The sequence below is a fragment of the Nocardia sp. AB354 genome (genome assembly GCF_049538315.1).
GTDB classification, from domain to species: Bacteria; Actinomycetota; Actinomycetes; order Mycobacteriales; family Mycobacteriaceae; genus Nocardia; species Nocardia nova.
This window is the reverse complement of record NZ_JBMVFU010000025.1, coordinates 81,396-102,753: the sequence shown is the minus strand read 5'-3', so window position 1 is coordinate 102,753 and position 21,358 is coordinate 81,396. Positions and strand designations below refer to the sequence as shown.

Annotated in this window: 8 protein-coding genes and 1 tRNA gene; 3 read left to right on the top strand and 6 right to left on the bottom strand. The window is 65.2% G+C overall.

The window, feature by feature from the left end; all coding sequences use genetic code 11:
- Positions 1-131 precede the first annotated feature (131 nt).
- Positions 132-2,006: a hypothetical protein gene (locus tag ACPCUW_RS28665; protein WP_423428248.1), complete on the bottom strand. Its 1,875-nt coding sequence runs from the start codon at positions 2,004-2,006 to the stop codon at positions 132-134.
- A gap of 357 nt (positions 2,007-2,363) precedes the next feature.
- Between ACPCUW_RS28665 and argS the strand changes: the two genes are divergently transcribed.
- Together argS and ACPCUW_RS28655 are read left to right on the top strand one after the other, a co-directional pair.
- On the top strand, positions 2,364-4,085 hold the full coding sequence (gene argS, locus ACPCUW_RS28660; RefSeq protein WP_423428260.1) for an arginine--tRNA ligase: 1,722 nt from the start codon (positions 2,364-2,366) through the stop codon (positions 4,083-4,085).
- A gap of 260 nt (positions 4,086-4,345) precedes the next feature.
- Entirely contained in the window at positions 4,346-6,235 is a 1,890-nt protein-coding gene (locus ACPCUW_RS28655) for a hypothetical protein (RefSeq protein ID WP_423428247.1), read from the top strand.
- A gap of 99 nt (positions 6,236-6,334) precedes the next feature.
- On the opposite strand, the gene ACPCUW_RS28650 is transcribed toward ACPCUW_RS28655, so the two are convergent.
- The 5 genes from ACPCUW_RS28650 to ACPCUW_RS28630 all read right to left on the bottom strand — a co-directional run bounded on the left by ACPCUW_RS28650 (position 6,335) and on the right by ACPCUW_RS28630 (position 11,584).
- Complete coding sequence (locus ACPCUW_RS28650) at positions 6,335-7,930, bottom strand: hypothetical protein (protein WP_423428246.1); 1,596 nt, start codon at positions 7,928-7,930, stop codon at positions 6,335-6,337.
- Between the two features lie 1,085 nt (positions 7,931-9,015).
- Entirely contained in the window at positions 9,016-9,810 is a 795-nt protein-coding gene (locus ACPCUW_RS28645) for a DUF2637 domain-containing protein (protein ID WP_423428244.1), read from the bottom strand.
- A 50-nt stretch (positions 9,811-9,860) separates the two neighbouring features.
- Positions 9,861-10,898: a tyrosine-type recombinase/integrase gene (locus ACPCUW_RS28640; RefSeq protein WP_423428243.1), complete on the bottom strand. Its 1,038-nt coding sequence runs from the start codon at positions 10,896-10,898 to the stop codon at positions 9,861-9,863.
- A 5-nt stretch (positions 10,899-10,903) separates the two neighbouring features.
- Complete coding sequence (locus tag ACPCUW_RS28635; protein WP_423428241.1) at positions 10,904-11,329, bottom strand: hypothetical protein; 426 nt, start codon at positions 11,327-11,329, stop codon at positions 10,904-10,906.
- 173 nt (positions 11,330-11,502) lie between these two features.
- A tRNA-Leu gene (locus ACPCUW_RS28630) sits at positions 11,503-11,584 on the bottom strand.
- 383 nt (positions 11,585-11,967) lie between these two features.
- Here ACPCUW_RS28630 and ACPCUW_RS28625 point away from each other — a divergent pair.
- A complete protein-coding gene (locus ACPCUW_RS28625) occupies positions 11,968-21,315 on the top strand; it encodes a fatty acid synthase subunit beta domain-containing protein (RefSeq protein ID WP_423428240.1) in 9,348 nt (3,115 codons plus the stop codon).
- The last annotated feature ends 43 nt before the right edge of the window (positions 21,316-21,358 follow it).

Below are 21,358 nucleotides of genomic sequence, written 5' to 3'. Positions count from 1 at the left end.
CTGGGCACTCGATAATAGAGTGTTCAGCGTGACCTTCATCGGACGCGACCAGCGGAGAAATGCTCGATAAGCGGCATTATGGTGTGATAAAACGTACTGGCCTGACGGCGCCAGCGGATAACGCAGCAGGACTACTCGCGCTGGGTGCTGTGACGACGGTCGGAAATCAGACGATCGAGGGTTTTCTGATCGCGGATCATCCGCTGCGGGATCGGTGCGGGTATGTTGTTCTGTTCGAGTAGTTGGCGCAGCGAGACGGGAAACTGCTGATTCGTCCACCCGCCGAACAGGTCAGCTATATCTCTGCCAGGTGCCGAGAAGTGGTCGGCGAGTCCTTCGAATAGGGCGAGATCACCGATTCTCAAGGGCACCGGCGGACGGGTAGAGCCCTGTAGTTCGGCGAATGGTGTCTCTGCCCGGACTCGCCAGTCAAGCTGTACCGCGGTCGTATTCGACAGCCCATTGTTCGGGACCACGACGTACGGAAAGAAGACTGGGTCGGCTTCGACGCCGAACGATAGATGCTCTCTGACCAGTTTCGCCGTCGAGACTATCTGGTTGAATTTGGTTGTAATGAAGGAGGATTCGATATCGGTATTGAACGTGTCAACGTCGGCGAGTCCCTGTGCCAGGTTCGCGCTCAGATGGTGGTTTGTGGCATCAATGAGAATGCAACCGCGGCCGGCCACCAGCATGAAGTCGCAGACTGACGGCGTCCGGCCCCTGCTCTCTGTCCATTCGTCCTGCATTTCGGGTTCGGTAACCAGTCGGGTGATCTTGGAGCTGTGGGCGACGATTCGCTTCAGTATGTCGTTGGCGACACGCTCGAAGGCGTAGTTCATGCCCTGACTGAACGCTTCCGCCACTGACCCAGATGTCGGGGCTCCCAACGCGAAAAACGTCTGCCAGTAGAGCTGTGAGCCGAAGAACCGGTCGATCACCCACTGATATCGCAGGACGAACAGTGTGTCGGCGCTTTGCAGAAGGAAGGGACGCTCGGTGAAGGCGTACCGCTGATAAGCCACTGGCCCGCGCGAGCGATCCTGGCGAAGTCTCCGCGTGAACTGGGCCGCGTCGTACGCCGTGTTCTCGATGACAAATTCCACCGCGTCTGTCGCAGCTCCGGCGCGCGTCAACTCCTCTCGGGTGAACTCGAACCGCCCGGCCGCTATGCCCTCGGTGATGATCTGCCCCACCACCATGACATCGAGAAGTGGGACGCGATTAGCGATCTCGAAAGCGTCGGCTGGATTCTCTCCGATCCGGGTGTCGGTGACTCGCGCGGGCCACGGCCGGAACCAAAGGTCGTAGGTCGACGCCTTGATCAACTCGAGCTTGACAGATTCGTTGCTCAGCAAGTTCGCCATCTCTTCGAGAGCGTCTTGGCGAACGGCTGCAACCGTCTCCTCGGCGGTGTAGGCCGCGACGGCCGCCATCTGCTCCCTGAGCTGCGCGGGATCGGGATTCGCGACGGCGTCGAGGGGATTCTGTGCCCCCGCATGCTCAGTCGTGATCGACATGACCAGAACCAATATGTCTGCGATCTCAATATCGCGGCGCGGAACAGCTTCCTCATCCCCGCCGTATTCGAGGGCCTCGCGGATCAACTGCGTCATCGACCGCGGCGGGATGAGGCGATGGGTGGAACCGACCATGCTCACAAGACGGGTAGCCCATTCGGTGCCGCACTCCGCGAGAAGCTCACGCTCCACGCGGCCCTCCGACCAGTCGGTGGTGGACGCGACATCGAGGCGAGACTGAACCGCAGCCACAGCGTGAAGCGTTGAGGCCAAGTCAAATTGACCAAGATACTCAGCCCGCTGGCCGTGGTCCATCGCGGTCAGCCCGGCGTGACCGGAGATCACCGGGAACGTTGGTGTGTACTGTGCGGAAGGTGGTTCGGTGGCGGGCGGTGCGGTGCGGGACGCTCCGGCGGATCGAGCTTCGCCGCGTCGCTCTTTCCTCGTCTTGCCTGAGCGCGGCTTACCCCGATTCTTCTTCGACATCGACACCTCCATGCTGCGACCGGCCCCAAAGCTGCGCGGCCGGACCTCGTGAACCAGTACTAACCGATCGCGGCCAGGGAAGCGGCGTTACAGACGCCTCTGGCCCCCGCTGCTGCGACGGACGGCACCTACGGTCAACACTCGCACGAGGTTTGGGCGAACTCATGGCCGAAGGATCCATCAGCGACACCGACGGCAGGCACATCCGCAAACTGACAGGGCGACCGCAAGATAGCTGACATGCCAGCAGGCCTGCTCCTTGCCGGCCTGGGATACTGGCTCATCCCTACTATCAGGAGGATTCTTCCCGTGGCCCAATCCGGGGTTCTGCCGTTGATCGACCTTGTCGCTGATGCCGTGTCTCGTGCGGTCAGCGTGGTCCGACCCGATGCGGCAGGCGCAGACCCGGTAGTGCGACGATCCGCACACGCCGATTTCCAATCCAATGTTGCTCTGTCGCTTGCCAAGCGATTGAAGTCCAAGCCGGTCGAACTGGCGAATGATGTCGCCACGAATCTGGAGCTGGCTGGGGCACCGGTGATTTCGGTCGAGCCGTCCGGGCCGGGTTTTCTGAATATCGGGGTTTCGGACATGGCGGTGTGGCAGCAGGTCGCGGCACGACTGGACGATGGCCGCCTCGGAGTGGCGGCGTCGGAGGATGGTCGTCGGACGGTGATCGACTACTCGGCGCCCAATATCGCTAAGGAGATGCACGTCGGGCATCTGCGGACGACGATCATTGGTGACAGCCTCGCTCGCGTGCTGGAGTTTCTGGGGGCGGAGGTGGTTCGTCAGAATCACTTGGGGGACTGGGGAACTCAGTTCGGGATGCTGATCCAATACTTGGACGAGCACCCGGATGCGCGCTGGCGCCGCGAGGACCTCGCGGAGCGGGACGGTTCGTCGGTGTCCGCGTTGGACGGGTTGTACAAGGCGGCGCGTAAGGAGTTCGATGCCGACTCGGCGTTCGCGGACAGGTCGCGGGCGCGGGTGGTGGCGTTGCAGGCCGGTGATCCGACGACGATGGCTCGGTGGCGCGAGATCGTCTCGGAGTCGGAACAGGCGTTCGCCGATATTTACCGTCGGCTCGGCGTGTTGCTGACTGCCGAGGATTCGGTGGGGGAGTCGTTCTACAACTCGATGCTGGTGGACACCATCGACGAGGTGGTCGGCAAGGGAATCGCGGTCGAGAGTGATGGCGCGCTGGTCGTTTTCTCCGAGGAAGTGAACGGTCCCGACGGCCGGCCGGTGCCATTGATGGTGCGAAAAAGCGACGGTGGATACGGTTACGACACAACCGATCTCGCTACGATCCGCTACCGGATCAACGAGCTGGGAGCGCAACGGCTGCTGTACGTGACCGACTCCCGGCAAGCCCTGCACTTCCAGCTGATCTTCGAAACCGCCAGGCGCGCAGGCTGGCTCACCGACAAAGTCGACGCGGAGCACATCGCCTACGGCACGGTCCTCGGCCCCGACGGCAGGCCGTTCAAGACCCGCGCCGGTGGAACCGTGCGATTGATGGACCTACTCGACGACGCTTTCACGAAGGCCCGTCAAGTTGTCGCGGACAAAGACCCTGACCTGGACCCGGCAGAGCTGGACACGATCGCCGAACAGGCCGGGATCGGTGCGGTGAAGTATGCCGATCTATCGACTTCGCGGGTCAAGGACTATACCTTCGACCTCGACCGCATGATCGCCTTCAACGGAAACACCTCCGTATATCTGCAATACGCGCACACGCGGATCCGTTCGATCCTCCGCAAGGCGGGCGAGCCTGCACCGGTTGTCGATATCGACCTGGTCTTGGAACCGGCCGAACGCGCCCTCGCCCTGGAACTCGATGGCTACAGCTCGACCGTCCGCGAGGTCGCCGAAACCCTCGAGCCACACCGTTTGTGCGGATATCTGTACGAGTTGGCGCGTGACTTCACCACGTTCTACGACGACAACTGCCCGGTCCTCAGCGCGGACGAACCTGTACGCGGAAACCGCCTGGCGTTGTGCAAGCTCACTGCCGAAACGCTCGCTCACGGGCTCGGATTGCTGGGAATCGCTGCCCCTGAAAGGATGTAGTAGTGCGTTGAGTCTGTATGGACCATCGGTCCTAGGATATCTAGCATATGCACCGATAAGCGTCTCGGGCCGCAACCAATGAGCGATTCAGCCAAATCGATACCCCGGCGGGTCTATGTCTGGATTCGTTCTATCAGAGAGGATTGACCTCGGCTCGGCATTGCCTGCCGCAAACGTCGCGATTTAGCTGGCGCGCGCATCTCGTGCGGCGGGTTGCTCCGAATTATGTCCTTGTCGGCAGCAGGGGCGATAATTGGCGCGTGAACCTTGACGAGTTGCTTCGCAATGACGATGGTGGGCCGAGGATCGTGCGCATCGACGACGTTCCGGCGCTAGACTACTTGGACGCTGCCGCGCGGCGAGTACTCTGGGGGCGTCGGGGGGTGCTGCCTGTGCTTGAGAAGTTTTCGCGTCTCCTGGCCGACCTGGACCTCTCGAGTATGGACAATAGCGACGACGATGTGGCTCTCGCTTTTCTATCTGCAGTAAGTGAGCCAGCACGGTCGGAGGCGGCTGCTCAGCTGGCACGTGGGAACGCAGTTCTCCATCCCTTGCCACTCCTTCTCGCCATCAAAGAGGTCATCGAGCATGCGGATTCGGATGAAGAATCCGAGCTCTCGTGTGACGAACTCTTGGCGGTACTTCTAAGTATCGCGTCGGAAGCTCACGAGGCTGCGATGCCAGCACGAGGGGGAGGTTTCGATCAGACCCTCGGTGAGATTACAGTTAACCGAATAGCTCAAGCGCTATTACTGTTTCCTGAACCATTGGAAATGCTTTTAACAACAACCCAGGGCACCTGGTATCGGTCGTGGTCGGACCGAACATCGAAAAAAACGAGACGCGATCTTGCTGCTGGGCCGGCCGAGCAATGGGCGGAGATCACAGGCGTAGCGCTCGATGACTTTCTATCGCTCGGATGGTTATTCTACAATCTGTGGAGGCATGAGGGGTTCTCGCGAATCAATGCTAGCTTTTTTTCTGACCACTCTGTGGCTCCGGAGGCGGTAAAGTTCCTGATTGAGCACTGCAGTCTCACCGTCTCAGACTTGCGCTCACTGCTTAGACAAGAGCGCGCCGAAGGTGCGGCGCTCTGGACTCGGTACAAGCTGCAGCAGTTTCCGTTCGTTCGGCTGGATGACGGCACATTGGTGCCTATCAGGTTCCAGTTCGTGATACAGCGTATTTTTGGCGATCACCTATACCTTGAGTCTGAAGCAATCTTGCGGCAAAGAGATAGTAAGAAGGCAGATCACTACGCCGAGTCCATGCGAGACATCTTCGAAGAGCGGGTCGGCGAGGTGCTCCAGAGAATTTGTGCATACGACGCATCGGGCAATACTGTCTTGATTCAAGAAGACCAGATGAGGCGCGCATGGCGCACTAGCAAGTCTAGTATTCCGAAGATCTGCGATTTCGCTCTATTCCGCGACCACGGATGTGTATTGGTAGACGCTAACATGCGAAACCTGCCACAGCCTTTTGCAGAGGGAAGTGGAACGTTTGATTCCTTGCAACAAGAAATCGAGCAGCGCTTTACCGCAACGAAATTCAAACAGCTTCTCAGTACAGTGGACCTCTTCATGACCCGCAGCTGGAACAGGCTGCATACTGCTGTAACTGGCCGGACAAGATTCGTGCCGCTCGTCGTCGTGCCAGACGCCGGCATGCCAAGTGAGCTCGCAACCGAGAACGCCATATTCGTTAAGGGTGTGAAGCTCGTGCAAAAGTACAACGACAACCTGAACTTCTACAGAGTCCATGCGCCAGCCATACTATGCTGGCGGGACCTCCTGATTCTCGATGGACTCGCAGAGAAAGGGGTCGACATATTTGCCCTTCTGAAACGCTGGCGAAATATCGACCCGCGCGGACGCTCCGGGCGCCAACCCATCCCGATACCTCTCGGAGAATACGTCGATCAATGTTATCCAGGCTCGTCGATGGGGCGGCAGGAACGGAAGCGGGGGTGGGATTTGTTTGAGGGACTTCGAGACCATACTGCTCAGAGAGCGATCGATTCTGCACCGCCGTCAGTCCGCGACTCGCTTGCGCGTTCGATTGCCGGTCAACGGAGGCAGCTACCGACTTGGGAGAACAGAGGAGAGTTTGAGATGCAGTCAGGTCGCGCCGTACGCATACGCTATTGAATTGATAAACCTAGGGTTAACGATGTAAATGTGGTGGTCACTCGAACGTTAAATCGCCGCGTTTCGACCCAGATTGCAATAGTAAAGCTGTAATGCTTTCTAGTGAAAGGCGGTAAGTCCAGCTAAATCCGCACCGATCTCCACTCGGTTTATCAGCCATCGGCATTTGGCTGCAACTAGCGCTACTGGCTCGTGAGATACTTGCGAGTTGCGCACTGACTCATCGAGAATGGCAGCTAGTAGTTTTGATGCTACTTTTACGGTTTCAGTCATACTGTACGGCTCGAGAACGCCAGCATGTACGATCTCATTTCGGCATGCGTACAGTCTGCGTAGCGACTCCGAGAACTCGGCCCGTATCAAATGAAGCTGCTGCTTTTCGAGGACTAATCTGCGGGCCTGCTGCAACAGTACGGGGCCATACTCGGTATCTACGGCTAGAGAGTTTCCGGACAGAAGAGACTCAACGATGAGTTCAACTCTGCGATACAAATCCGCGCTCTTGAGTTCATTCGCAAGAGCATCTCTGCCGAGCTCGCTGTGGCTTGCTGCAAGCTTGTCGAGCAGATCGGTTATGTACATGCATGCTAATAGGTCACCAGGACGATCTGAAATGTCAGCTAGAGCGCCAAAGTCGGATGCATCGGCAAACATCGTTTCAACCATCGCCCATGTGGTGACACAGGAAGATCTGAAGGAAACGGTCCCGACGCTAGACAGCAGATCTAGCCCCGCTTCGATTTCAGCGGGAAGCTGATGAAGTCTCCAGCGATCGCCTCCGATGCTTAACGATTGCAGGGAAAATGGTGTGCGTTCTAAGTCAGGAAGGTCCACTTTACTGGAGCCCGGATGCATCCATGCCCCGCCGACGGACTCTACCTCGAACTTTGTGCCCACCATTCGGCCCCTTGTTATGACCTCCTGCAAAGCCTTCGCGAACAGCTCTTCGGCGCGGTACTTTTCGATTGCTGATATCTGCAAAATCAACCCGCCCGTGTGGTCGGGTACTGTTACTCCCCGCATGTATTCTGCGAATTTATCCTCAAAATCATTCTTTGTTAGCCAAGGTGGCTCGCTTTTTTCGTTGTCCTCGTCAATCGAGAGTAGTGGCACGAGATAGGTGTACTCGCCTGGGCCCTTTCGTGCCACGCTCGCGGCAGAATTCAGAAGATCCTGCAGAGTGCTAACTTCGGAGTTGTGTTTGAGATAGTAATTGCAGTGTTTTAGTATCCATTTGTCTGAAAACCCGCACCAGCGTAGATGTCCTGCGATATAGCAAGAAATTAGATTGAGATCCAGTTTCGTTGAAATTGGGTCCTCGTCTTCGTCTAAACTAGCTATGAAGGCTAGCCAAAATTCGAAGTATTCGAGACTTAATTGATTTATTTCGTGTTGCAGAACGAAGAACGAGTGAGTGCCATGCTGGAATTGGTCAGTTTTGCTCGGCATCGAATTGAGGGCCTGACCGCGTCGCCGTCCGGATAAGACTGGATCATGTTGGATTACGCGACGAGCCGTATTGACCACATATTGCACTCGTGCTGAAGTCGGGTTCGACCCGGCAAGGGCCATGCATTCTTGCATGGCCCTCAGCGTTCCCACCTGCCACAGTTGGTTATGCCAAGTCGATTCGGCATCGACCAACGAAGCAATCCGAAGGGCGATAACCTTGCCGACTCCATCTTTGGTAAACATGGCGATAAGTCAAGCAGAAGCAGGGATTAATTGACTAGTGGCACCGCTGGTCCGGGTATCGCCCAAGCGCTGGTGTAATGACATCTGATTGCGCTGTGGGGCTGACTGAGGCCGCTCATCGAATCGGCTGGCGCTCCTCCGGCGGGCCAATGCCCGTCTCTCGCTGAGCTCATCGGTTGCCCGCGTATCGATGACGTCGCGGGACGCCGATGTCATCGCCTTGGCCCAGTCACAGTCCGGTGCCGTAGTCGACCCTGTGGCTGGAGCCTGACGCTGGCTCGTGCATGGACTCAGGGTTGCTGGGGTTGGAGTTCGTGGTTCGGGCTGAGCTACGTCGATCGCTTGTTGGATCGTGGAGCCTCGGGCAGTCCGGTTGAATGCGGGAGGTGCCGGCCCTGGTGGTGCGTTCGGCGTTGTGTCTGCGAATTCGAGTCGGTGCCAGAGGGCGGCGGCGGGTATGTCGTCGGGTATGTCGTCGGGGAGTGGGCGTTGGTTGGCGGCGGTGGTGAGGAGGGCTTCGATGCCGTGGCCGGCGTCGGCGGCGGTGTCGAGGTGCTGGGCGTGGACCGGCCACCAGGGGTCGGTGGTGAGTCGGGTGTCGATGCGTTTGGTGAGAGCGGACCAGGTGTGGGTGGCGTAGTGCAGGGCACCGGGGGTGTCGATGATGCGGGTGTCGAGATGCTGTTGGTGATGGCGTTCGGCTGCCGGGTAGCGGCAGGGCCCGGTGGGGCGCTGGTCGGTGTCGGGGGTGTGGTGGGCGGCTCGCCATATCGCGAGTTGTGCTGTGAGATCACGGTTTTCGAGCAGTGGCCGCGCCCATCGGGGTGCTGTCGCCATGTGGTGAGGGGGAATGGAGAGTGATGGTGGGGGTTGCGGATGAATTGCCATGGGCCTCTCGTTGCCGCAAGCGGCCCGGCGTCGAGGCGTGGATAAGCGCAGGTGTTGGTCGTCGCGTCGAGTGTCGCGCGCCGTAGCGCCAGGCTCGGCGTTGTCTGGCCTCTCTTACCCGGCCCGCGACGACGGCGCACATCGACAGTGGCGTCCTGTATTCACTGTCGGCGGGTCCGTTTGTGGCGGACCGAAGATCATGTCGTGGGTGGGTCTAGCGCCTTGGCTCGACTGACAATTCTGCTGACGGTTGATCGGCTGCGATGCGTTCGCTCGGCGATCTCGCTGGCGCTGAGTCCTTCGGCGTAATGCAACGCCAGGATGTGTGCGACCGCGTCAGGGTCTCGGCGGCGTGCGGGATCGCGTGCGCAGATCTCCGCTGCGATTTCGCTCCATGTGGTTGCGCCGGAAATGGTCGCTTCCGTCGTGCGCACGGTGTTGTTGTCGGCCGGGGGGCGTGACGATTCTGGCGGTGTATCAGGGACTGTCGTCGGTCCGGCGGACGCTACGTCTTCTGTTGTGGCGCTGGTGCCGTGGGGTGGCTGTGTGATCGAGATGAGGGCGACGGTGGCTTGGGTCATCGAGCCTTCGATGATCAGTGGCCACAGCCATGCCTGGTTGTGCGGGATGCCGGCCAGTTCGGCGAGGGACCGCAACGCGGTGAACGACAGCCAGAACGCTCCGGCCGCGATGAGGACGGTCAGTACGACGGCGAGCCGGTGGGCGGTGGTGCTGCGCACCTGCTTTCGCTGCAGCACGGTGACGCCGTGCACAGCGGTCAGCAACGCGATCGGGGGCACGACTGCGACCGCACCGGCGATCGGCGGCACCGGTGCGTGCAGGACGGCGTGCACAGCGTTGCCGGTCACGCTCACTGTTGCGGAGGCGACGAGCACGCACCAGAAGAAGGCGTGCACACGGTCGTGACCGTGTGCACGGTCCTGGCCGTTCGGCGAGGTGGGCGTGCGCACGATGGGGTCGGGTGCGGGCATGTGGTGTGGTCCTTGCGGCGAGCGGGGATCGGGTGTGCACGCGGCAGTGTTCATGTGGCCGTGGGTCCTTCGGCCGTGGCCAAGGGGTGGGGCTCGCCGGTGAGTACGGCGAGGGCGGCGGCGACTTCGAGCAGGTTGGCTTTGACGTAGGTGGCCGTTGTGCCCGCGGTCTTGCCGTGGTGGCCGGCGTAGGCGCGGGCCACGGCGTAGCCGAAGGTGCGCTCTACCCATGTCAGGGTGGTATGCCGGAGCCAGTGCATGGTCACGCCCTGCACGGCCACCCATGGCAGCTCTTCGCCGATGCGTGCCCAGATGTGGTCGTAGCGTCGCGAGGTGATGGGTGTGCCGTTGCGGTAGCGCAGCAGCTGCCCCGACACCGGGGCGTTGCGGGCGGCGGCGTGGGCGCGTAGGTGGCGCATGAGTGTGGGGGAGACCGGTTGCCAGCGGTCGGTGCCGTCTTTTTCGCGGAGCCACACCAGGCATTGGTCGGCGTCGAGGTCGTGTGGTCGCAGGGCCAGTGCGCCGCTGCGGCGGCACGCGGTCTCGATGTGCAGGCGCAGGATCAGTGCGTCCAGTTCCCCGTCGTTGCCGGTCTCGGCGGCCACCGCGCAGATTTCGGCCAGCTGCCCGGAGGGAATCGCGTAGCGGTGCGAGGGTTTTCGTGTGGGCTTGGCGACCTTGCGGGCGGGGTTGTCGCTGGGGCGGATCCAGCCGGTGCTCTCGGCGTAGCGGTACACGCAGCGCACCGCGCTGACGAAATGCTCGACCGCGCTGCCCCCGCCGCGCGAAGCCCGGTTGGCGCGGGCGTGCTCTTGGACTGCTCGGGCCATGGCCTCGAGGTCGGCTTGGGTCGGCTCGTCGAGGCGCCGTGTCGGCCACTGTGTTTCCAGGCGCCGCAGATGCGCGTCGTAGGTGCGCATCGTGCCGGGACGCAGCGTGGCCCGCACCTGCGGGACCACCTCGGCGAAGGTCGGCACCAGCGCGGCGGTGCCGACGAGATCGGCGGGACTGATCCCCATCTGAGCCAGCAGGACCCGCGCGGCCGCGACAGCCTCGGCCGACGCCACTGATGTTGTGTTGGCGGTCATCGGTGTCAGCGCTCCAGCAGTGCCAGGCCGGGAGCGAACACCGTCTCCATCGCGGCAGGCGCGACGATCGCCAGCCGATCGCCGGTGCGTCTGCCGAGAAGGAGGGCGCGGTCGCCGATGAACAGCTGCACGCGGCGCCGTTGCCGCAAGGGGATACCAATGGTCCCGTCGCGGATCAGGATCGGGCCCTCGGGGTCGGGGGAGGCGACGAGGATTCCGTGTTCGGCGCAGCGCAGCATAAGTCGGTCGCCGGCCTCCCAGCCCAGCGCGGCGAAGACCTTGCGATCCACGACCCGCCCGCCTCGCCCGACCGTGGACATCCCGACGACCAGGTCGGCGTCCGGCGCGGGAACAGGCAGCGGGGCAAGCGAATGCGGGCCGTGGATCAGCTGCTGCAACGGCGTCTGCGGTGGGATCACCGGTGCGATCACGCGCCCCACCCCCGCACACCGCGGGGCGATGAGGGTCGCACGAACGCACGCAAATATCGCATTCGTGTTACCAAAGTGCGCGGGTCACAGACTGTTGTCACTGGTCGTCCTTCGCGTGGTTGAGTGCGCTCACACACGCGGACGCCGAATGTGTCACCAGTGACACGAAATCGTGCGCGAGGGGGGACTTGAACCCCCACGTCCGAGGACACTGGAACCTAAATCCAGCGCGTCTGCCAATTCCGCCACTCGCGCGTGATGGTACGACCGTCCAAACTCTACCGGCCCGGGCGCGGATCGCGAAGCCACGCGGGGGTGTCGTGTACCCGCGGGTAACACGAACTGGGATTATAACGATTTGGCAACTCCCAATATGAGGAACCCTCAACTTTCTGACTTCCGAGTAACGCTGCCACCTGGGGCTTCAAACATGAGGGAGGGTCATGTTTGGCGTTGTTCTTGTACGGCTGTACCGAAATACTCGACGGTAGGGGTGCGGGGGCGGGGGAAACGTGAGGCTTTCCTCATGATTTTGTGCGAACCTGAGGCTTCGTCAGGTCCTCAGGGGTGAGGGACGCCTGTGCACGCAAGAGCGGGCCCCGCGGGGTGAGCCGCCACGAGAAGGAAGTCGATACGTCTTGACGATCAACGAACGCACCGGGACCGGAACGAACGGGAAGGTCGCTGGGGGAGTTTCGGATACGGGTATCAAGTCGTCGCTGCTGGATCGCCTGCTCGGTGGTGAGAAGTACGCGCTGGCCTTCGGTGGCCAGGGTGCGCAGTGGCTGCGGGAGCTGGAGGAGATCGGACGCGACAGTGCGCTCGAGCCCGAGTTGACCGCGCTCGTGCACGAAGCGGATGCGCGGCTGGAACCGGTGGCGGCGCAGCTGCTGGTGGTCCGGCCCGTCGGCTTCGATCCGATCGCGTGGATGCTCGAGGACGAGCTCGCCGACGGCGAGGAAGGCGAGGAGTCGGCGGCGCCGTCCGCGCAGGCGCTGCGTTCCGCGGCGGTCTCGATGCCGGGCGTCTTCCTCGCGCAGGTCGCCGCGCTGCGGGCGCTGCGGATGCAGGGTCTGGATCCGGCCGAGCAGGCGCCGACCGGCATCATCGGTCACTCCCAGGGTCTGCTCGCCGCCGAGGCCGCGTCCGCACAGGGTGCGCGTGATGCGGAACTGCTCGCGCTGGCCCAATTGATCGGCGCGGCGGCCACACTGGTCGCGCGCCGGCGCGGTCTCATTCCGGTCGGCGACAAATCGCCGATGGTCGCGGTGTCCAATGTCGACCCCGACGAGCTGCGCGCGGTCGTGGCCGAGGTCTCGGAAGGTGTGGACCCGAACATCGCCGCGGTGGTGTCGATTCGCAACGGCCGCCGACGCGCGGTGCTGTCGGGCACCGTGGCCCAGTTGGAGCGGGTGCGGCAGCGCTGCACCGAGATCAACGCCGAGCAGAGCCGCGATCGCGATGCCAAGAAGCGCGGCGGCTCGGTGTTCGCCCCGGTCTTCGAGGACGTCCAGGTCGAGGTCGCTTTCCATCACCCCGCGCTGGCCGAGACCGTCGAGCTGGTGTCGGCCTGGGCCGCGCAGTGTGAGATCGACACCGAACTCGCCGCGCAGCTGGCCCGCAGCATTCTGGTCGACCCGGTGGACTGGGTGCAGATCGTCGACGACACCGTTTCCGGTGGCGCGCAATGGATTCTGGATATCGGCCCGGGTGATCTGCTGAGCCGCTTGACCCAGGGGTCGCTCAAGGGCACCGGCGTGGGCATCGTCGCGGCCGCGACCCGGCCCGGTCAGCGCAGCCTCTTCACCCCGGGCGCGGCCCCGCAGGTCGCCCCGTCCTGGGATGCGTTCGCGCCCAAGCCGATTCGTCTCCCCAACGGCCGGATCGTGGTCGAAACCGCCTTCACTCGCCTGACCGGCCGGTCGCCGATTCTGCTGGCCGGTATGACCCCGACCACCGTCGACGCGAAAATCGTTGCCGCCGCGGCGAATGCGGGTCACTGGGCCGAGCTGGCCGGTGGCGGCCAGGTGACCGAGCAGATCTTCGCCGATCGGGTCGCCGAGCTGAAGACCCTGCTGCAGCCCGGCCGGGCCGTGCAGTTCAACTCGCTGTTCCTCGACCCCTACCTGTGGAAATTGCAGCTGGGCGGCAAGCGGCTGGTGCAGCGCTCCCGCACGGCCGGCGCCCCGTTCGACGGCGTGGTCGTGACGGCGGGCATCCCCGAACTCGACGAGGCCGTGGCGCTGATCGCCGAGCTGACCGAGGCCGGCATCACCCACGTCGCGTTCAAGCCCGGTACCGTCGCGCAGATCCGCGCGGTGCTGCGCATCGCCGACGAGGTGCCGGACTACCCGGTGATCATGCACATCGAGGGCGGTCGCGCGGGCGGCCACCACTCCTGGGAGGACCTCGACGACCTGCTGCTCGAGACCTACGCCGAACTGCGCAACCGCGCGAACGTCGTGGTCTGCGTCGGTGGCGGCATCGGCACCCCGGAGCGGGCCACCGAATACCTCACCGGCGAATGGTCGGTTTCCCACGGCTACCCGACGATGCCGCTGGACGGCGTGCTGGTCGGCACCGCGGCCATGGCCACCCTGGAGGCCACCACCGCACCCGAGGTCAAGCAGCTGCTGGTCGACACCCCCGGTACCCCCGACTGGGTCGCCGCCGGGACCGCCACCGGCGGAATGGCTTCCGGCCGTAGCCAATTGGGCGCCGACATCCACGAGATCGACAACTCCGCCTCGCGGACCGGGCGCCTGCTCGACGAGGTCGCCGGTGACGCCGAGGCCGTGGCCGCGCGCCGCGACGAGATCATCGAGGCGCTCGACCGCACCGCCAAGCCGTACTTCGGCGATGTCGCCGGTATGACCTACCTGCGCTGGCTGGAGCGCTACGTCGAGCTGGCCGCACTGCTGCCCGAGCACCAGCGTGCCGGTCGCGACGGCTTCGACTGCGGCACCGACCTCGGCGACGCGATCGCCGACGCCACCCGCTCGGTCTGGGCCGACATCACGTGGCGGGATCGGTTCGCCGAGATGGTGCGGCGCGCCGAGGGCCGCCTCAACCCCGCCGACCGCGGCCGCATCCCGACCCTGTTCGACGACGACAGCGTCTTCGAACGGCCGGTGCACGTGATCTGCACGCTGAAGGAGCACTACCCGGCCGCCGCCGAGACCGTCCTGCACCCGGCCGATGTGCCGTTCTTCGTCTCGCTGTGCAAGACCCCGGGCAAGCCGGTCAACTTCGTGCCGGTCGTCGACGCCGACGTGCGCCGGTGGTGGCGCTCGGACTCGCTGTGGCAGGCCCACGACCCGCGCTACGCCGCCGACCAGGTATGCGTGATCCCCGGCACCGTCGCGGTCGCCGGCATCACCCGCGTCGACGAGCCGGTCGGTGAACTGCTCGACCGCTTCGAACAGGACACCGCCTACACGCTGATCCGCGGAGGCGTCACCCCCGCCGCCGTCGACGGGCGCCGCCGCGCCGACATCGGTTCCGGCGCCATCGACGTCGTGCTGGCCGCGCCCGACGTGCAGTGGGCCGGGCGCACCACCGCCAACCCGGTGCACCGTCTCGGCGATCTGCACGAGTGGACCGTCGACCCGCAGGGCGCGGTGCACCGGCCGACCGGCGCCACCCTGGTTCCGGCTACCGGCCCCGACGCCGACAACGCCTACGTGGAACTGGCCGTCCCGCTGTCGCCGGCGAACGAGGTCCGGATCCGGATCACGGTTCCCGCTTCGGTCTACAACGGTGGCGCGCCGGTGGTGACCGAAGACGATGCCGAGACCGCGATGTCGGCCCTGCTGGCCGTGGCTGCCGGGCAGGCCCTGCCGGAAGTCAAGTCCGCCAACGGCTCTCACGTCGCACACGTCAACCTCGCCTGGACGCCCGATATGGTCGCCGACCACGCCGGTGTGACCGGCTCGGGTCTGCCGGAGGGCCTCAGCACCATCGGCCGCCGGGTTCCCGACGTGCTGGTCGGCGCGTGCTGGCCGGCCGTATTCGCCGTGCTGGGCGCGAGCCGCGCAGAGGGCGAGAACGGAAGCGTCAGCAGTGTTATCGAGGGCATGCTGGATCTGGTGCACCTGGACCACCAGGTCGACCTGGTGCGTGAGCTGCCCGGTGATCCGGCGGTGCTCAGCGTTCGCGCGGAATCCGCGTCGGTGGTCGACACCGATCTGGGGCGCGTCGTCGAGGTGCGGGTCACCGTCGGGGTCATGCGCGATCACGGTCTGGAGACGCCGACCGTCGCAACGCTGGTGGAACGCTTCGCGATTCGCGGCCGCAACGGCGGCAACGAGCTCACCGATCCGCCGCGCGCGGCCGGGACCGTGTCCGAGGAGGCCACCGAAACCCCGCGCCGCCGTCGTCGCGACGTCACGCTCACCGCGCCGCGGGCCATGGCCGCCTTCGCCGAGGTCTCCGGCGACCACAACCCCATCCACACCAGCAACGCCGCCGCGAAACTCGCGGGCCTGGGCAGCCCGATCGTGCACGGCATGTGGCTGTCGGCCGCTGCCCAGCACGCGGTGTCGGCCGTGGATCCCGAATCTCCGCTGCCCGCACGCACTGTCACCGCCTGGACCACCCGATTCCTCGGAATGGTCCGGCCGGGCGCGCAGATCGATGTGCGCGTCGAGCGGATCGCCGTCGACCGCGGCTGCGAGATCGTCGAGGTGTCCTGCCGGACCGGCGGTGATCTGGTGATGACCGCGACCGCCCGGTTGGCGGCTCCCAAGACCGTCTACGCCTTCCCCGGTCAGGGCATCCAGACCAAGGGGATGGGCCTGGACGCCCGGTCGCGGTCGAAGGCGGCCAAGCAGGTGTGGGATCGCGCCGACAAGCACACCCGGGAAGCTCTGGGCTTCTCGATCCTCGCCGTGGTGCGCGACAACCCGACCTACCTCAAGGCGCGGGGCGTGGAATACCGTCACCCGCAGGGTGTTCTGCATCTGACCCAGTTCACTCAGGTCGCGATGGCCACCCTGGGCGTGGCTCAGGTCGCCGAACTGCGCGAGGCCGGTGCGTTCGTCGAGGGCGCGATGCTGGCCGGCCACTCCGTCGGTGAGTACAACGCGCTGGCCGCGGTGGCCGGTGTGCTGCCGCTGGAAGCCGTGCTCGAGGTCGTGTTCCAGCGTGGCTCGGCCATGCACGAGCTGGTGCCCCGGGATGCGCAGGGCCGCAGCGACTATCGGATGGCCGCCATTCGCCCGTCGCAGATCGGGCTGCCCGACGCCGAGGTGATCGACTTCGTCGCCGGCGTCGGCGAGCGCGTCGGCGAGTTCCTCGAGGTGGTGAACCTGAACCTGCGCGGTTCGCAGTACGCGATCGCCGGTACGGTCGCCGGGCTCGAGGAGCTGGAAGCCGAAATCGAGCGTCGCCGTGCGGAATTCGGCGGTAAGCGTGCCTTCGTGCTGGTGCCGGGCATCGACGTGCCGTTCCACTCGACGGTGCTGCGCAAGGGTGTGCCCGAGTTCCGGCACAAGCTCGAGGAGCTGCTGCCGGAGAACCTGCATCCGGAAATCCTTGCCGGGCGCTACATTCCGAACCTGGTGCCGCGGCCGTTCTCGCTGGAGCGCGACTTCATCGCCGAGATCGCCGACTACGTGCCGTCGGAGCCGCTGCGCGCGGTACTCGACGACTTCGAGTCGTGGTCCGCGCGTCCGGAAGAACTGTGCCGGGTGGTGCTGATCGAGCTGCTGGCCTGGCAGTTCGCCAGCCCGGTGCGCTGGATCGAGACCCAGGATCTGCTGTTCGGCGACACCGGACGCGGTGGCCTCGGCGTGGAGCGGTTCGTCGAGATCGGCCTGGCGGCGACGCCGACCGTGGCGAACCTGGCGAGCAACACCCTGAAGTTGCCGCAGTACTCCGCCACCAAGGTCGAGGTGCTCAACATCGAGCGCGAGGCCGGCGTGGTGTACTCCACCGACACCGATCCGGCGCCGGTCGACGAGCCGGAAGAGGCTGTGGCCGAAGCGGTTCCGGCCGAGACGGCCGCCGCGGCCGCCCCGGCACCGGCTCCGGTCGCCGCTGCCGGTGGTCCTCGTCCCGACGACCTCACCTTCACCGCCGCCGACGCCACCCGCGTGCTGATCGCGCTGTGGACCAAGCTGCGGCTGGACCAGATCGGTCCCGTGGACACCATCGAGGCGCTGTGCGACGGTGTCTCCTCGCGGCGCAACCAGCTGCTGGTCGACCTCGGCTCCGAACTGTCGCTGGGTGCGATCGACGGCGCCGCGGATGCCGATATGGGCGCCCTCTCGGTCACCGTCGACCGCCTGGCCCGCACCTACAAGCCGTTCGGCTCGGTGCTGTCCGACGCCATCGGTGATCACCTGCGCAAGGTGTTCGGTCCCTCGGGCAAGCGCCCCGCGGCGATCACCGATCGCGTGAAGAAGGTGTGGCAGCTCGGCGACGGCTGGGCCCACCACGTCACCGCTGAGGTGTCGCTCGGCACCCGTGAGGGCACCAGCGTGCGCGGCGGGGATCTCGGTGGCCTGGTCTCCGGCGCGCTGAGCGACGGCGCCGCGGTGGATGCCGCGATCGACGCCGCGGTGCAGGCCGTGGCCGCCCGCCGCGGAATCAGCGTCGCGCTGCCGGCTGCCGGTGGTGGCGGTGGCGCCACGGTCGACGCGGCCGCCCTCGGTGAATTCACCGAGCAGATCACCGGTCGCGACGGTGTGCTGGCGACCGCCGCCCGGGTGGTGCTCGAGCAGCTGGGGCTCACCGACCAGGTGTCGGCGCCGGAGGCGAGCGACGAATCGCTGGTCGACCTGGTCTCGGCCGAATTGGGTTCGGACTGGCCGCGTTTGGTGGCTCCGGCCTTCGACGCCCGCAAGGCCGTGCTGATCGACGACCGCTGGGCCACCGCCCGCGAGGATCTGGCCACGCTGTGGCTGGGTGGCTCGGGCGAGGACACGGTCGACAGTTTCGTCGGAGCCGGTAAGGCCGTTGCGGCACAGGCGCAGTGGTGGCGCAAACTCGCCATGGGCGAAGCGCGTTCGGTGCTGGCCCGGACCTATGAACGGATCGCCGAGGCGGCCGTGAGCACCGACGAGGGTGTCTGGTCCGCCGATACCGCGGTGATCACGGGCGCGAGCAAGGGGTCCATCGCGGCCTCGATCGCGGGCCGGCTGCTCGCCGGCGGCGCGACCGTCATCCTCACCACATCCAAGCTCGACGACGACCGCCTCGCCTTCTACAAGCAGCTCTACCGCGAGCACGCTCGTGCGGGGGCCGCGCTGTGGGTGGTGCCGGCGAATATGGCCTCCTACGCCGATATCGACGCGCTGATCGACTGGGTCGGCAACGAGCAGACCGACAACGCCGGCGGCGCGAAGGTTCTCGTGAAGCCCGCGATGACCCCGACGCTGCTGCTGCCGTTCGCCGCCCCGCGGGTGGCCGGCGATCTGGCCGATGCCGGGGCGCGCGCCGAAATGGAGATGCGGGTCCTGCTGTGGTCGGTGGAACGTCTGATCGGCGGTCTGTCCGCCCTCGGCGCCGACCACGACGTGGACGCGAAACTGCATGTGGTGCTTCCGGGTTCGCCCAACCGCGGCATGTTCGGCGGCGACGGCGCCTACGGCGAGTCGAAGGCCGCGCTGGACGCGGTGATCGCCAAGTGGCGGGTCGAGAAGTCGTGGGCGCAGCGGGTCACCCTGGTCCACGCGATGATCGGCTGGGTGCGCGGCACCGGCCTGATGGGTCATAACGATCCGCTGGTCGCGGCCGTCGAGAAGGCCGGCGTGCACACCTGGTCCACCCAGGAGATGGCCGGCGAGCTGCTCAAGTGGTGCACGTCGCGGGCCCGCGCCGTCACCGCCACCGGACCGCAGCAGATCGACCTCACCGGCGGTCTGGCCGGTGCGAAGCTGGACCTGTCGGTCCTGGCCGAGGACGTCGAGCGCGAGCCGGAGGCGATCACCGACGAGCGGGCGACGGTCCCGGCGCTGCCGGTGCCGCCCACGCTCACCTCGGCCCTGCCGACTCCCGAATGGGGCGCTGTCACCGCCGATCTCGCCGATATGGTCGTGATCGTCGGCGCCGGTGAGCTCGGGCCCTACGGTTCCGCGCGCACGCGCTTCGAGATGGAGGTCGCCGACGAACTGTCCGCGGCCGGCGTCCTGGAGCTGGCGTGGACCACCGGTCTGGTCACCTGGGAGAACGACCCGAAGCCGGGCTGGTACGACGCGGAGAGCGGCGAATACGTCGAGGAATCGGAGCTGGCCGAGCGCTACCACGACGCGGTGGTGCAGCGCTGTGGCATCCGCCGCTACGGCGACGACGGTTCCATGATCGACAACGCGGCGCCGCTGCTCACCTCGGTCTTCCTCGACCGGGATCTGAGCTTTGTGGTCAACAGCGAGGCCGAGGCGCGCGCGTTCTACGCCGCCGATCCGGAGCACACCGTGATCAGCCCCGTCGCCGAGTCGAGCGACTGGCAGGTGATTCGCCAGGCGGGCACCGAGATTCGAGTGCCGCGCAAGGCGAAGCTGTCGCGCACCGTCGGCGGTCAGATCCCCGAGGGCTGGGATCCGACCCGCTGGGGCATCTCGCCGGATATGGCGAGTTCGGTGGACCGGGTGGCGCTGTGGAACATCGTCTGCACCGTGGACGCGTTCCTGTCCAGCGGCTTCAGCCCCGCCGAGCTGATGAGCTGGGTGCACCCGGCGATGGTGACCAACACCCAGGGCACCGGTATGGGCGGCATGTCCTCGATGCGCTCGCTCTACATCGACAACCTGCTCGGTGAGCCGCGTGCCAACGACATCCTGCAGGAGGCCTTGCCGAACGTCGCACTGGCGCACGTGGTTCAGTCCTACGTCGGCAGCTACGGCGGCATGATCCATCCGGTCGCGGCGTGTGCGACCGCGGCGGTGTCGGTCGAGGAGGGTGTCGACAAGATCCGTCTCGGCAAGGCCGAGGTCGTGGTCGCCGGCGGTTACGACGATCTCGGTATCGAGGGCATCGTCGGCTTCGGTGACATGTCGGCGACCGCGGATTCTGCGGCCATGAGCGCCAAGGGCATCAGCGACCGCTACTTCTCCCGGGCCAACGACCGGCGTCGCGGCGGATTCATCGAATCCCAGGGTGGCGGAACGGTTCTGCTGGCCCGCGGTGACATCGCCGCGGAGTTCGGCCTGCCGGTTCTCGGTGTGGTCGCGTTCGCGCAGTCCTTCGCCGACGGCGTGCACACCTCGATCCCGGCTCCCGGACTGGGCGCGCTCGGCGCGGGTCGCGGTGGTGCGGAATCGCGGCTGGCCGCCGAACTGCGCAAGCTGGGCGTGACCCCGGACGAGATCGCGGTGATCTCCAAGCACGACACCTCCACCGCCGCCAACGATCCCAACGAATCGGAGCTGCACGAGCGGCTGGCCGGCGCGCTGGGACGGTCCGAAGGCGCACCGATGTTCGTGATTTCGCAGAAGTCGCTGACCGGTCACGCCAAGGGCGGTGCGGCCGCCTTCCAGCTGATCGGGCTGTGCCAGGTGCTGGAGCAGGGCGTGATTCCGCCGAACCGCAGCCTCGACTGCGTCGACGAGAAGATGGCCGAGTACCCGCACCTGGTGTGGCCGCGGCAGCCGCTGCGGTTCGGGGATCGGTTCGCGCTCAAGGCCGGTCTGGTGACCTCGCTCGGATTCGGGCACGTCTCCGGTCTGCTGGCGGTCGTGCATCCGCAGGCCTTCGTCGAGGCGCTCGATCCGCAGCGTCGCGACGATTACCTGCGCCGCGCCGAGGAACGCCGGCTCGCCGGGCGTCAGCGGCTGGTCGAGGCGATGTGCGGTGGGGAACCGCTGTACGAGCGGCCCGCCGACCGCCGTCTCGGCGGCGACGGCACTCCGGCCAAGCAGATCCGTCAGCTCGAGGCCGACGTGCTGCTCTCGGCGGAGGCCCGCCTGGGCGCCGAGGGGCTGTATCTGGCCCACGGCTCCTGCGGCACAGGCGAACTGGCCGGTAACCGGGAGGCCGAGAAGTAGGGAGATCGGCCCCGGGAAGTAACAACTCCCGGGTAACGATCCG

What these genes read in the sequence shown, in the direction of transcription:
- ACPCUW_RS28665 (WP_423428248.1), bottom strand. Translation starts at nt 2,006, where the DNA reads ATGTCGAAGAAGAATCGGGGTAAGCCGCGCTCAGGCAAGACGAGGAAA.
- ACPCUW_RS28650 (WP_423428246.1), bottom strand. Translation starts at nt 7,930, where the DNA reads ATGTTTACCAAAGATGGAGTCGGCAAGGTTATCGCCCTTCGGATTGCT.
- ACPCUW_RS28640 (WP_423428243.1), bottom strand. Translation starts at nt 10,898, where the DNA reads ATGACCGCCAACACAACATCAGTGGCGTCGGCCGAGGCTGTCGCGGCC.
- ACPCUW_RS28645 (WP_423428244.1), bottom strand. Translation starts at nt 9,810, where the DNA reads ATGCCCGCACCCGACCCCATCGTGCGCACGCCCACCTCGCCGAACGGC.